The following is a 14,169-nucleotide window of genomic DNA, read 5'->3' as shown; positions in this document are numbered from 1 at the left end:
CTTCAATGGGCGAATTCGACCCAGGCCCATGCCATGGCCAGATAGGTCATTTGGTGCAGGAACTGGTCGAACCCCATCGCATGCCAGTATTTGGCCTGATTTGGGTGCAGCGCCTTCCGGTCCGAATAGCTGGCCTTGCCGTAGTCGATGTTGAAATGCACGACCCATTCCAGCGCCGCAATCGCCAAGGCAAACACTACCGGCGCGCCCACAACAAGAAAAAGCAAGACCGAACCTATCGCATGGACCCCGGCATGCTGGGCCCGGCCCAGATGCCAATACTCGCACCGCCCGGACAACATCCGGGGAGTTTGCAGAAAGAAGTCCGCAAACATGTGCTTGACCTGAAAGAGGCCAAGCACCAACAGCAGCGAGCCGATAGTCACAGGCAAGAACACTCCTCCATCCGCGTTCCCGATATTACCTTAGCGCAGTAGGAGCGGGCTGCAAAATGAACTCGTTCACACAGAAAGCCGATTGACCGGACGTAAATGCGATTGCCAGCCCATATCGGGCCGCGATAGCCTTGGTTCGGGTCGCGGGCTTCGGGTGGCGACCGATTTGTTTAAGGCCGATTTGGGGGTCGGAGTCATAGAACGCACTTTGTTCCGTTTCATCTGGAAGTATTCCAGGCGCGATCAACTGATCCTGTTGATGGTGACATCGACCCTGTTCCCGCTGCTCTATCTTACGCTGGAGTTGCCCAAACGCATCATCAACGACGCCATCGGCGCCGCCAGTTCCACCATCGAGGTCTGGGGCTTCTCCTTCGATCAGGTAACCTATCTGGGTATCCTGTGCACCGCCTTCCTGGTTGCCGTGCTCGCGCATGGGCTGATGAAGATGCGGATCAACACGATGAAAGGCGTGATGTCCGAGCGGATGCTGCGCCGGTTCCGCTATCTGCTGATCACTCGGGCGCTGCGGTTTCCACAGCCCTATTTCGAGCGCGTCAGTCAGGGCGAGTTGGTGTCGATGATCACCGCCGAAAGCGAGCCGATGGGCGGGTTGATGGGAGATGCGATCAGCCAGCCGGTGCTGCAGGCCGGGCAGATGATCACCATCCTGTCCTTCCTGTTCCTGCAAAGCCCCTGGTTCGGACTGGCCGCCGTAGCCCTGATCCCGCTTCAGGCCTGGCTGATCCCGCGCATGCAGCGCCAGATCAACCTGCTCAACAAGAAGCGCATCCAGGAGGTGCGCGTTCTCGCCGCGCAGATCGGCGAAAACGCGGCCGGCGCGGCGACGTTGCGATCAAATGCCGGCTGGCCGTGGCGGATGTCGATGATCAGCTATCAGCTGGGGCGGCTGTTCAGCATCCGCTTCGATATCTACCAAAAGAAGTTCTTCATGAAGTTCGTGAACAACTTCATCGGACAGCTGACGCCGTTCCTGTTCTATTCGATCGGCGGCTATCTGGTCTTGCAGGGCAGCGTGTCACTGGGCGCGTTGGTGGCTGCATTGGCGGCCTACAAGGATCTGTCCAGCCCCTGGAAGGAACTGCTGACCTATTACAACCAGACCCAGGACATGTCGCTGCGCTGGGAGGTGATCCTGGATCGGTTCGCGCCGCCGGGTATGATCGATGAGGACAAGTTCACCGGCTTCCCCGAAGAGCGTCCGCGCCTGACTGGCGATATCGTGCTCGACAAGGTTTCGGTTCGCGATGCCGATGGCAATCTGGTGCTGGACGATCTTGACCTGACACTGCCGGGCGGCAAGGTGATCGGTATCGCCGCCAGCAGCGAAGAAGATCGCCGGGCGCTTTCGGAACTGCTCACCCGCGAGGTATTGCCCGCCAGCGGACAGGTACGGATCGGCGAGGTCGGACTGTCGGATCTGCACCAGATGGTGGTGGCCTCAAGGATAGGCCATGCAACCTCGCGCCCGGTGCTGTTCCAGGGCACGTTCGGGGAAAACGTGACGATGCCGGTCCGGGTGCGCCCTCAGGGTGACAGCGGCGAGCCGGGCTTTCACGCCGAAACCTTGCGTGCAGGCAACAGCGCCGATCCCTATCACAGCGACTGGCTGGAGCCCGGCCTCGCTGGCTTCGATGATGCCCGTGCGCTGAGGGACTGGTGGCTGAAGCTGGTCGAGGGGCTGGGTTCAGGTGCGGCGCTCTACCGTCGCGGTGCCGAGCAGGTCTTTGCCGAGGCCGATCACCCCGAACTGGCGGCGCGGCTGGTGGCGTTACGGCCGGTCATTCAGGAGGCGGCAGAGCGCTCGGGCCTTGCCGGGCAGGCGCATTTCTTTGATCCAGACCAATACAACCCGGCACTGCCGGTGGCGGAAAACCTTCTCTTCGCCACGCCACGCGCTCCGTTCACCCCTGAGGTTCTGGCCGGTCAGACCGATTTCTTGGCCCAGATTCGTGAGATCGGGCTGGACGAACCGTTGGTGCGTTTGACGCAGGACGTCATCGACATGTTGCGTCAGATCTTCGGGCTGGACGGCACCGACCACCCGCTGTTCCGCAAGCTGAACCTGGATGTGCGCACCTACGAGACCGCATTGGAACTGGTCGAGAAGACCCGCGACGACGGCGCTCGGGCGCTGGAGGATGCGCAACTGGCCAGCCTGCTCGCAGTGCCATTCCGGATCTCGGCAGACCAGATCGGCCCGGCCTTCTCCGATGAGATCAAGGCGCGCATTCTGGAACTGCGCAAGAGCCATTCGACCGAGTTGATGCGCAGTCTGGACGATGTTTTTGCCCCGCTCGACCCCGACGCCTTTGCACCCGGTCTGAACGTGCTGGAAAACGCTTTGTTCGGCAAGGTGAGCGAGGTTGGCGGTGCGCGTTCGGACGAGTTGCGAAAGCTGATCACCGAGGTGTTGGACGAACACGGCGTGCGGCCGCAGGTGATCCAGCTTATCTATGATCTGCCGGTCACGCTGGGTGGACAGAACGTGCCAGCGATCTTCGCGGAGCCGCTGGCCTTTACCCGTGCAACGATCAAGAGACCCGATATCCTGCTTCTCGACCGGGCGCTGGCCAGCTATGACATGCAGACACAGATTGCGGTGTATCGCAATCTGCGCGCGTTGCTGCCCGAGACGACACTGATCTATCTTAACGATGCGTTCGAAAATCCGGACGTTTTCGACTTTTATGTCGAGGTCCAGCAAGGCCGGATCGTGACCGAAGAAGTGCCGAAAAAGCAGGAAGAAGAGGACAGCGTCGCCTCGGCCGATCTCAGCAGAAAGGTCCGCACGTTGGAACAAACGCCGCTGTTTTCCGGTCTCGACCGGCGGCAGTTGCGGCTGCTTGCCTTTGGCGCGCGCTGGTACTCGGCCAAGGCGGGCGAGGTGGTGTTCCTGAAGGACGACCAGCCCACCGATGGTGCTTATATGATGATCGAAGGCGAGGCCGGTCTATACCTGCCGCGCGAGGGGCAGGAGGATCAGTTGATCGTGACTGTTGGGCCGGGCCGCCTGGTGGGCGAGTTGGGTTTGATCCGCAAGGAACCGCGCGCTCTGAGCATGGTGGCGGCCACCGATATCACCTGTCTGCGCATCGGCGAGGAAGAGTTCCTGGCAGTGGTAGAGAACGATGCAGCAACCGCATTCAAGTTGCTGCAGGTGGTGGCGGGATACGTTTCGAACTGATACGGTGCGCGCGCGACAGGGGCCGTTTTCCGGCTCGGAAAACGGCTTGGAAAACTTCGTTTTCCAGAACGGAATTTTTGCAAAATTCCGCGCCCTACTGACCGGCAAGGCCCATCTGCCGAACCGCGAGATCGCGCAGGATTTCTTCGGAGCCACCGCCGATCGCCATCACCTTGACCTCGCGCCAGACCCGTTCGACCGGGTTTCCGGTCAGATACCCTGCGCCGCCGAAGATCTGCATTCCTTCCGAAGCCACGAATTCCAGCGCCTTGGTCGCCTGCACCTTGGCCTTGGCGATCTCGGCCGCGGGCATCAGCCCCTGGTTCATCGCCCAGCAAATCCGCTCCAGATAGGCCTCGGTCATGTCGATCCGCGCCGACATCTCGGCGAATTTATGAGCGATCACCTGATGTTCGATCAACCGCTGGCCAAAGGTCCGGCGCTCACGCGCCCAGTCAAGCGCGGAACGATAGCAGACGCGCATCATGCCGAGGCTGCCGGCCACCATCGCCAGCCGTTCGTGGTTGAAATTGTTCATGATCGCCAGGAAGCCCTTGTTTTCGGGGCCGATCAGCGCCTCCTCGGGCACGTGGCAATCGTCGAAATGCAGCATGGCCTGCGTCGAACAATGCCAGCCCATCTTGCCGCCCAGCGGGGTGCGCGAAAAGCCGGGCGCATCCGCCTCGATCAGGAACAGCGAGATGCCCGCCAGCCCCGGCCCGCCGGTGCGGGCGCCAACGACGAACCACTGCGCGTCCATCCCCCCGGTGATATAGGCCTTGGCACCGTTCAGCACCCAGCCACCTGCCGCCCGCTCCGCCCGCGTGTTCAGATTGGCCACATCAGACCCGCCCCCAGGCTCGGTGATCGCGAGCGCCGAGTTCATCTCGCCCCTGACGATCCGGGGCAGGACGGTTTGCCGGAATGCTTCGGGAGCGAACCGGACCATCGGGCCCAGCGAGATCATCCGACCGCCGACCGCCGCGGCCACTCCCGAGGCGCCGCAGCCGAAGGCCAGTTCGGCGTAGTCGCAGCGCATGAACGCATCGTCGAAGCCCAGCCCGCCATATTCCTCGGGGATACCAAAACCGAACACGCCCAGTTCGCCCAGTTTCTGGTGTAGTTCCCAAGGCACGGCCTGCGCGGCCTCCCACTCCTCCACATGCGGGGTGACCTCGGTGGCGAAAAACGCGGCAAGCGTGTCGCGAAAGGCCTGACGCTCGGGCGTCATGAAGGGGGAGGGGCAGGTCATGGCGCGTCCTTTGCGGGCAGGGGGGTCAACTGGCTTTCCATCATCCCGGCGAACCGGTCCACCATCCGCGCCAGATAGGCGGGGTCGGTGACGAAACGTTCGTGCAGGACCAGACCGCGCAGGAAGTTGCGTGTCATGCTCCACAAGAGTTCGGCATCGTCCGGCGCCTGATCCGCCCCGACATAGGCGCGCGCGACCGAGGCGCGGCTTTGCCGGTCCCAGTCATGCAGGCGGGTTTCGAGCAGGCGATAAAGCTCGGCATCGGTGCGGCAGGCCACCAGTATCTCGACCATGGCGCGGCCCCCGGCGGCGTTCACCACCTGGCCCCAGGCCCGGGTGATCAGATCGCGCACCGGTTCGGGGCTGGCGGCCTGCGCGGCGCGGCGTTCGACCGGGTCGAGCGCGCGCGCCAGCAATTCCATCGCGGTGGCCGCGACCAGCGCCTGCCGGGTGGGAAAGTGATGGGTGATCGCACCGCGCGACACGCCCGCCCGTTCCTGAATGCGGGCAAAGGTGGTCTCGGCATAGCCCAGCCTGTCCAGACAAGTGATGGTGGCCCGGATTACCTTGGCCTGGGTCGATCTGGATCGCCGGTCTTGTTGGGTCTGTTTCAGGGTCTCGGGCATCTGCCGTCACGTCACACTTATTTCGATTGACCGCGGGGGCCTCGGGAGGCAGCTTAAAAACAGAACGGGCGGTCTGTAAAGTGGCTGCCGGGAGCCATGGGAGAGAACGTCGCGTGACAGCAGCGTTGAGGATCGGCGGGGCCTGCGGTTTCTGGGGTGAGGCGCCGCATGCGACGGCACAGCTTCTTGCGGCCGGGGTCGATGTGCTGGTCTATGACTACCTGGCCGAGATCACCATGTCGATCATGGCCCGCGCGCGGCTGAAGGATCCGGATCAGGGCTATGCCAGTGATTTCGTGACCGAGGCGATGGGACCGAACCTGAAGACCATTGCCAAGCAAGGCGTGCGGGTGCTGTCGAATGCCGGCGGTGTGAACCCCGAGGCCTGCGCAGAGGCACTGAGAGAGCGGATCGCGGCGGCAGGCTTGTCGCTGCGGGTGGCGGTGGTCACTGGCGATGACCTGCTGGCGCGCGCCTCGGAGTTTGCCAGGTGTACCGAGATGTTCACCGGCGCCGCCATGCCACCGCCGGAGCGGATCGCGTCCATGAACGCCTATTTGGGTGCGGCGCCGGTGGTGGCGGCTTTGCGGGCAGGGGCGGATATCGTGCTGACCGGGCGCTGTGCTGACAGTGCCCTGACACTGGCGGCCTGTGTGCACCACTTTGGCTGGGACCTGACCGATCATGACCGGCTGGCGGCGGGGTCGCTGGCCGGGCATCTGCTGGAATGTGGCCCACAGGCGACCGGGGGCAATTTCACCGATTGGGAGGCTGCAGGCGATCTGGCGCGGATCGGCTATCCCATCGCCGAGGTCGCCGCCGATGGCAGTTTTGTCCTGACCAAGCCCGAGGGCAGTAGCGGGCTGGTGACCCCGGCCACGGTGGGCGAACAGATGCTGTATGAGATCGGCGATCCACGCGCCTACCTGTTGCCCGATGTGGTCTGCGATTTCTCGGGCGTGAGGCTGGAGCAGGCGGGGCTGGACCGGGTGCGGGTCAGCGGTGCGCGCGGGCAGGCGCCGACCGGGCGGCTCAAGGTCTCGGTCACCTGGTTCGATGGCTATCGCGGCGGCATGGTGTTCCAGATGACCGGGCGCGACGCACGGGCCAAGGCGCAGGCCTTTGCCCGTGCCGGGCTTGACCGGGCAAAGGCGCGGCTGGCAGCGCTGGGCACGCCAGACTATCGCGAGGTCTCGTTCGAGGCCTTTGGCGGGCGCCCGACCCCGGATGCGCCCGAAGAGATCGCGTTCAAGGCGGCGGTGCGCCATGACGATGCGCGCGCGGTGGGGCTGTTCCTCAAGGAACTGGTGGGCGCGGCCTTGGCGACTCCGCCGGGGTTGCACTTTTTCACTGGCGCGGGGCGGCCCCGGCCCTCGCCGGTGGTGGCGCTGTTTTCCTGCCTGATCCCGGCGGATGCGGTGCGATGCCGCGTCGTGCTGGACGGGGGTGAACTGCCCTTTCAGGCCCCTGCGCCTTTGCTGCATGACCTCGAAGAGAGCCCCGCAGTCTGTCCGCCGCCGCCGGATACGGAATTTGAGTTGGAGGCGCGGCCGCTTGAAGCGCTGGCCTGGGCGCGCTCCGGCGACAAGGGCGACAGCGCCAATATCGGCGTGCTGGCCCGGCACCCGGATTACATGCCCTATATCTGGGCGGCCCTCTCGCCCCAAGCGGTGATGAGATTTTTCGACGAAAAATCTCCCGCCCAAATCCAACGTTTCTATCTGCCGGGCTGTCATGCCATGAATATCGTGCTGACAGGGGCGCTGGGCGGTGGCGGGGTGGCCAGCCTCAGAAACGACGCGCAGGGCAAGGCCTTTGCTCAAGAGCTTCTGTCCCTGCCGGTGCCCGTTCCGGTCGGGTTGATCACAACGGATTAGGGCGGAGGGACCATGCGTTTTATCAGCCAGCTCGATAAGGACAGCGACAGCTATCGGCGCAACCGCACCGATATGCTGGCGCTGGTGGATCAGCTCCGCGCGCTCGAGGCGCGACCCATGGCGCTCAGCGAGGAGCGGCGCGCCCGGATGGAGGCGCGCGGCCAGATCACCCCGCGCGACCGGTTGGCGCGGCTGCTGGACCCGGGTCTGCCTTTTGTGCAACTGCACAGCCTCGCGGGATACATGGTTGACAGCGCCGATCCCGAAACCTCTGTTCCCGGGGCCTCGGTCATCATCGGTATCGGCTTTGTGTCGGGCGTGCGCTGCATGGTCGTGGTCGATGACAGCGGCATCAAGGCCGGTGCCATGACCGAGATGACCGCCGCCGCCTTTCTCAGCGCGCAGGAGGTGGCGCTGAAACAGCGGCTCCCCTTCCTGCATCTGGTCGAGAGCGCGGGCGCCAATCTGATGGAATACCGGGTCGAGCTGTGGGCCCATGGCGGCAAGCTGTTTCGCAACCTCGCGCGGCTGTCGGCGGCGGGCATCCCCAATATCGCGGTGCTGCATGGCCCCTCGACCGCAGGGGGCGCCTATATGCCCGGTCTGGCCGACTACGTGGTGGGCGTGCGCAAGAACGGCATGGCGGCGCTGGCGGGGGCGGCACTGGTGCATGCCGCCACCGGCGAGCGCGCCAATGACCGCGATCTGGGCGGGTCCGAGATGCATGCCCAGACCAGCGGTCTGGTGGAATACCTGGCCGAGGATGACGCCCACGGGATCGAGATCGCGCGTCAGGTGGTTGCCGCGCTTGACTGGAACAAGGCATTGCCCGTACGGCCCGTGCCCGCCGAGATCGCGCCGCCGCTCGACCCCGAGGATCTGGCCGGGCTGGTGCCGGTCGATTACCGGGTGCCCTATGACATGCGCGAACTGGCGGCGCGGGTGGTGGATGGCGGGGTCTTCCAGGATTTCAAACCGCGCTATGGTGTGTCGACCGTCTGCCTGCAGGCGGCGATCCACGGGATTGCGGTGGGCATCATCGGCAACAACGGCCCCATCGACCCCGATGGCGCCACCAAGGCGGCGCAGTTCATCCAGCTCTGCGGGCAATCCGACACGCCGCTGATCTTTCTCAACAACACCACCGGTTACATGGTCGGCACCGCCTATGAGCAGGCCGGCATGATCAAGCATGGCGCCAAGATGATCCAAGCGGTGACGTCGGTCGACGTGCCGCGCATCACGCTTTATGTCGGCGCCAGCTTCGGGGCGGGCAATTACGGCATGTCCGGTTATGCCTACGAGCCCGATTTCCTGTTTTCCTGGCCCAACGCCACCACCGGTGTGATGGGGGGCGAGCAGGCGGCGGGCACCATGGCCATGGTCGCCCGCGCCGGTGCGGCCCGTAAGGGGCAGGAAATCGACGAGGCGCGGCTGGCCAAGCAATCGGCGATGATCGCGGCGCATTTCGATAACCAGTCAGATGCGTTCTATACCTCGGGGCGCTGTCTGGATCACGGGGTGATCGACCCGCGCGACACCCGGCGGGTGCTGGGCTTCTGCCTGCTCACCTGCCGCGAGGCGCGGGCACGCCGGGTCAAGCCCGGCTCTTACGGGGTGGCGAGGTTCTGATGATGCGATTTGACACTCTGCTGATCGCCAACCGGGGCGAAATCGCGGTGCGGATCATCCGCACCGCCCGCGAGATGGGGCTGCGTGCTGTGGCGGTCTACACCACCGCCGATGCCGGTGCGCCGCATGTGGCGCTGGCCGATCATGCTGTCTGGATCGGCGAAGGCCCGGTCGGCGACAGCTATCTGAATGCCGACCGTATCCTTGATGCCGCCCGGCAAAGCGGCGCCGGGGCCATCCATCCCGGCTATGGTTTCCTGTCTGAAAACGCCGGGTTTGCCCGCGCTGTCGCTGCGGCGGGGCTGGTCTTTGTCGGGCCGGATGCGGCGGCGATCGAGGCGATGGGCAACAAGGCCAAGGCCAAGCGGTTGATGCTGGCCGCCGGGGTGCCCTGCGTGCCGGGCTATCAGGGTGACGATCAATCCGATGCCGCGCTGACGCGCGAGGCCGAACAGATAGGCTATCCGCTGATGGTCAAGGCCGCGGCTGGCGGCGGCGGGCGCGGCATGCGGCAGGTGGAGGGGCCGGAAGCCCTGACCGAGGCGCTGGCCCGCGCCCGGGCCGAGGCACTGGGCGCTTTCGGCTCGGACGAACTTATCCTGGAACGCGCTATCATCGAACCCCGGCATGTGGAGTTTCAGGTCTTTGGCGATGCCCATGGCGCAGTGATCCATCTGGGCGAGCGGGACTGCTCGGTCCAGCGCCGGCACCAGAAGGTGATCGAAGAGGCGCCCTGTCCGGTGATGACACCTGACCTGCGCGATGCTATGGGCGCCGCAGCCGTGGCCGCCGCCCGCGCGGTGGACTATCGCGGCGCCGGCACGGTCGAGTTTCTGCTGGACGCGTCGGGCGGCTTCTATTTCCTCGAGATGAACACCCGGCTTCAGGTCGAACATCCGGTGACCGAGATGGTCACGGGCCTCGATCTGGTGGCGCTGCAATTGCAAGTGGCGCAGGGCGACCCGCTGCCGCTGACGCAGGACGATCTGCGCATCGACGGCCACGCAATCGAGGTCCGGCTTTATGCCGAGGATCCGGCGGCGGGCTTTCTGCCCGCCATCGGGCCTGTGCTGCGCTGGCGCCCGGCGGACGGGGCGGGCCTGCGCGTCGATGCGGGCATCGCTCAGGGGCAGCAGATCGCGCCCCATTACGACCCGATGCTGGCCAAGATCATCGCCCATGGCCCCAGTCGCGCGGTGGCTCTGGCCCGGCTTGCGCGCGCGGTGACCGATACGGTGCTGCTGGGCACCGCGACCAACAGCGCCTTTCTGGCCGATCTGCTGGCACTGCCCGAGTTTGCTGAGGGCCTGGCCACCACCGGCCTGTTGGCGCGCAGCTATCCCGAGGGCTATGGCCCGGGCGCGCCCGATCCGCTTGCGGTGGCGCTGATGGTGGCGGTGCTGATGCAGCATGACCGCGACGCGGCGCTGGCGATTGCCGGGCCGACCCCGCCCGAGCTTCTGGGTTGGTCGAGCGCCCCGGTCCTGCCGCGCAGCTTGCGGGTCGAGACCGGCGGGCAGGGCTTTGACTGCACCGCGGGCGCCGTTCCGGGTGGCTGGCGGATCGGGGTTGCGGACGCGCAGTTCGAAATCGCGCTGGACCAGCGCGAAGATGGGCTGCGGGCGCGGCTGGGTGGTGAAACCCATGACCTGCTGGCCCATGTGTCGGGTGACACGGTGCACATGGCATCTGGCGCGCAACGATTGAGCCTGCGCCGTCAGCGTCCCGGCGCCCCCGATGCCGAGGTGCTGGGCGGTGGCCGCGTCACGGCGCCGATGCCCGGGCTGGTACAGTCGGTCTCGGTGTCCGAAGGGGCCGAAGTCGCCAAGGGCCAAACGCTGGCAGTGCTGGAGGCGATGAAGATGCAGCATCAGATCACCGCCCCGGTCGCGGGTCGGGTGGCCCGGCAATATGTGGCGCCGGGTGCGCAACTGGCAGCCGGCGATGTGATGTTCGAGATCGAAGAGGAAGAGAGCGCATGAATTCCGACCTGTGCCGCAAACTGGGGATCGAGTTTCCGCTCTTTGCCTTCAGCCATTGCCGCGACGTGGTCGCCGCCGTCAGTCGGGCGGGTGGCATGGGCGTGTTCGGCGCCGTGCTCTATACGCCGGAACAGCTCAGGACCGAGTTGGAATGGATCGACGCCCATTGCGGCGGCAAACCCTATGGGGTGGACCTGATCGTGCCGACCTCGATCCAGCGGCAGGGGACAAGTGGGCCGAACGATGATCAACTGCTCGCGGGGCTGCCCGCCGAACATCTGGCCTTTGCCGAACAGGTGTTGGAGCGGGCGGGCGTTGGTGCCGATGATCTGGAGGAGCGCCGCCGCGCGCTGCTGCATATCTCGCGCAATCTCGATAGTGCGGGTGCCGAGGCAATGCTGGATGTTGCCTTTTCCTTTCCCATTCGGCTGATTGCCAACGCGCTGGGCACGCCGCCGCAGATCATGCTGGACCGCGCCCGCGCGGCGGGAGTTCCGGTGGCAGCGCTGGTGGGATCGAAGCAGCATGCCCAGCGGCAGGTCGCCGCCGGGGTCGACATTCTGGTCGCTGCCGGGGGTGAGGCGGGCGGCCATTGCGGCGAGGTCTCGACCATGGTGCTGGTGCCCGAGGTGGTCTCGGTCGCGGGCGACACGCCGGTTCTGGCGGCAGGCGGTATCGTGACCGGCCGACAGATGGCGGCGGCGATGGCCATGGGCGCGGCAGGGGCCTGGTGCGGCTCGGTCTGGCTGACCACCGTCGAGGGCGAGCCAAGCCAGGTGGTCAAGGACAAGATGCTGGCAGCCTCATCCTCGGATACGGTGCGCTCGCGCTCGCGCACGGGCAAGACCTCGCGCCAGCTGAAATCGGCCTGGACCGACGCGTGGGAGGCCGATGGCCCCGCGCCGCTGCCGATGCCGCTGCAATCGCTGGTGGCCGAACCGGCGCTGGCCCGGATCGAGGCGCTGGCCCAGCGCGGCCATGCGGGCGCCGCCGACCTGGCCACCTATTGGGTCGGGCAGGGGGTCGGGCTGATGACCCAGTCCACATCCGCCGCCGAAGTGGTGCAGGAATTCAAACGCGACTACCTCGCCGCGACCGAGCGGTTGATGGCGACACTGGAGGGATAAGGATGGAACAGGCAGGCGATTTTCTGGCCGAATGCCGGGCGCTGGACGCGGTACTGGACGGGGTGAGCGGCGCCGATTGGGACCGCCCCACCCAGTTCAAGGGCTGGACCCTGAACGACGTGCTGGTGCACCTGCATTTCTGGAACCGGATGGCGGATCTGTCGCTGACCGACCCGGCCGCCTTTCAGGCCCGCGCCGCCGAGACCCTTGCGGGCATCGGGCGCGACGGCTTTCGCGCTACTGAAAACGCGATGATCACCGAGCGGGGCGCCGATCTGCGCGCCGCCTGGGCCGCGCAATACACGGATATGGCGGAACGCTGGGCGGGGCTTGACCCCAAGCAGCGGCTGCAATGGGTCGGTCCCGAGATGTCGGCACGCTCGTCCATCACCGCGCGGCAGATGGAGACCTGGGCCCATGGGCAGGAAGTGTTCGACTGCCTTGGCGCCACCCGGACCGAGACCGACAGGATCAAGAACATCGTGGTGCTGGGGGTGAATACCTTCGGCTGGTCGTTCAAGGTGCATGGCCGCCCACAGCCCGAGGTGATGCCCCGGCTGGAGCTGACCGCCCCCTCGGGCGGGCTGTGGGAATTCGGCGAACCGGGCGCGAACCGGATCGCCGGCCCGGCGGTCGAATTCGCGCAAGTGGTGGCCCAGACCCGCAACATCGCCGACACCTCGCTGGTGGTCGAAGGCCCGCTTGCCGCCGAGTGGATGGCCATCGCGCAATGTTTCGCGGGCGGGCCGGAAACCCCGCCCGCCAAGGGCGCGCGCCACCGCGTCGCGGGCTGAGTGGAAAAGGACGTAGCGTAGCGCCGCCGAAACGCCGCGTCACCCGGATTGGCGGGAATCGGGTGCGCGCGTAGCTTGGGCACAAACGCAAATTGGAGAATGTCATGTCCCTTTTCAGCAGCACCGCCGCCTGGGTCACCGACGAACACCGGATGTTCGCCGAAGCGGCGGGCCGGTTCCTGGATGACGAACTGGTCCCCAACATCGAAACCTGGGTCGACAATGGTGTGGTTGACCGCGATTTCTGGCGCAAGGCGGGCGAAACCGGGCTGATGGCGGGCGCCATCCCCGAGGAGTTCGGCGGCGTCGGCGGCGGCATGGGCTTTGACGCGGTCACCATCTATGAACAGACCTCGCGCGGGGATGCGGGCTGGGGCTATGGTATCCAATCGATCGTGACCCATTACATCACCGCCTATGGCAGCGAGGAGCAAAAGGCCAAATGGCTGCCCGGGCTGGCCTCGGGCGAGATCGTGGGCGCCATCGCGATGACCGAACCGGGCACCGGCTCGGACCTGCAGGCGGTGCGCACCACCGCAGAGAAGGACGGCAATTCCTATCGGATCAACGGCTCCAAGATATTCATCACCAACGGGCAGACCGCCGATCTGATCATCGTGGTGGCCAAGACCGACAAGACGTTGGGGTCCAAGGGCGTGTCACTGATCGCACTCGAAACCGAGGGCGCCGAAGGGTTCCGCCGGGGCCGCAACCTCAAGAAATTGGGGATGAAGGCCAACGATACGGCCGAACTGTTCTTCGAAGACGTCAAGGTGCCGATGACCAACCTGATCGGCCCCGAAGAAGGGCATGGGTTCTACCAGCTGATGAAACAGCTGCCCTGGGAACGGTTGACCATCGGCATCATGGCGCTGGGCGCCATCGACTTTGCCCTCGCCGAGACGGTGAAATACGTTCAGGAGCGCAAGGCATTCGGCCAGCGGGTGATGGATTTCCAGAATACCCGTTTCAAGCTGGCGGAATGCAAGACCAAGGCCGAGGTGCTGCGCAGCTTTGTCAACGATTGCATCGCGCGGCTGGAGGCCGGGCAGCTCGACGCCACCACGGCCTCGATGGTGAAATATTACGGGTCCGAGGTGCAGAACGAGATCATGCATGAATGCCTGCAACTCTTCGGCGGCTACGGGTTCATGATGGAATACCCGATCGCGCGGCTCTACGCGGATGCACGGGTGCAGATGATCTATGGCGGCACCAACGAGGTGATGAAGGAACTCATCGCCCGCTCGATGGACGTCTGAACAGGGCGCGACCA

The 14,169-nt window shown here is 65.3% G+C and carries 10 protein-coding genes; 7 read left to right on the top strand and 3 right to left on the bottom strand.

Features of this window, described 5'->3' with window-relative positions:
- Positions 1-2: 2 nt before the first annotated feature.
- Entirely contained in the window at positions 3-392 is a 390-nt protein-coding gene (locus AC2FNA_RS19845) for a DUF3307 domain-containing protein (RefSeq protein ID WP_496829508.1), read from the bottom strand.
- Positions 393-654: 262 nt separating this feature from the next.
- Between AC2FNA_RS19845 and AC2FNA_RS19840 the strand changes: the two genes are divergently transcribed.
- On the top strand, positions 655-3,603 hold the full coding sequence (locus AC2FNA_RS19840; protein ID WP_496829506.1) for a cyclic nucleotide-binding domain-containing protein: 2,949 nt from the start codon (positions 655-657) through the stop codon (positions 3,601-3,603).
- Between the two features lie 94 nt (positions 3,604-3,697).
- On the opposite strand, the gene AC2FNA_RS19835 is transcribed toward AC2FNA_RS19840, so the two are convergent.
- On the bottom strand, positions 3,698-4,855 hold the full coding sequence (locus tag AC2FNA_RS19835) for an acyl-CoA dehydrogenase family protein (protein WP_496829504.1): 1,158 nt from the start codon (positions 4,853-4,855) through the stop codon (positions 3,698-3,700).
- Positions 4,852-5,481, bottom strand: a complete 630-nt coding sequence (locus tag AC2FNA_RS19830) for a TetR/AcrR family transcriptional regulator (RefSeq protein ID WP_496829502.1) — start codon at positions 5,479-5,481, stop codon at positions 4,852-4,854. Before AC2FNA_RS19830 ends, AC2FNA_RS19835 begins: the two co-directional genes overlap by 4 nt.
- A 113-nt stretch (positions 5,482-5,594) precedes the next feature.
- Here AC2FNA_RS19830 and AC2FNA_RS19825 point away from each other — a divergent pair, with 113 nt between their 5' ends.
- The 6 genes from AC2FNA_RS19825 (at position 5,595) to AC2FNA_RS19800 (ending at position 14,155) form a co-directional block, all read left to right on the top strand.
- Positions 5,595-7,358, top strand: a complete 1,764-nt coding sequence (locus AC2FNA_RS19825) for an acyclic terpene utilization AtuA family protein (protein ID WP_496829500.1) — start codon at positions 5,595-5,597, stop codon at positions 7,356-7,358.
- Between the two features lie 12 nt (positions 7,359-7,370).
- Positions 7,371-8,990 (top strand): acyl-CoA carboxylase subunit beta, encoded by a 1,620-nt coding sequence (locus tag AC2FNA_RS19820; protein WP_496829498.1) that lies wholly within the window; start codon positions 7,371-7,373, stop codon positions 8,988-8,990.
- On the top strand, positions 8,990-10,972 hold the full coding sequence (locus tag AC2FNA_RS19815) for an acetyl/propionyl/methylcrotonyl-CoA carboxylase subunit alpha (protein WP_496829496.1): 1,983 nt from the start codon (positions 8,990-8,992) through the stop codon (positions 10,970-10,972). Before AC2FNA_RS19820 ends, AC2FNA_RS19815 begins: the two co-directional genes overlap by 1 nt.
- Positions 10,969-12,099, top strand: a complete 1,131-nt coding sequence (locus AC2FNA_RS19810; RefSeq protein WP_496829494.1) for an NAD(P)H-dependent flavin oxidoreductase — start codon at positions 10,969-10,971, stop codon at positions 12,097-12,099. The genes AC2FNA_RS19815 and AC2FNA_RS19810 overlap by 4 nt, the downstream gene beginning before the upstream one ends.
- A 2-nt stretch (positions 12,100-12,101) precedes the next feature.
- Positions 12,102-12,893 carry a TIGR03084 family metal-binding protein gene (locus AC2FNA_RS19805; RefSeq protein ID WP_496829492.1) on the top strand — a complete coding sequence of 264 codons (792 nt, stop codon included), beginning with the start codon at positions 12,102-12,104 and terminating at the stop codon, positions 12,891-12,893.
- A 104-nt stretch (positions 12,894-12,997) separates the two neighbouring features.
- Positions 12,998-14,155: an acyl-CoA dehydrogenase family protein gene (locus AC2FNA_RS19800; protein ID WP_496829490.1), complete on the top strand. Its 1,158-nt coding sequence runs from the start codon at positions 12,998-13,000 to the stop codon at positions 14,153-14,155.
- Positions 14,156-14,169 lie beyond the last annotated feature (14 nt).

It is taken from the genome of Ruegeria sp. YKSD163, from assembly GCF_059612905.1.
The sequence above is the reverse complement of the archived record's forward strand: the minus strand, read 5'-3'. Positions and strand labels throughout refer to the sequence as shown.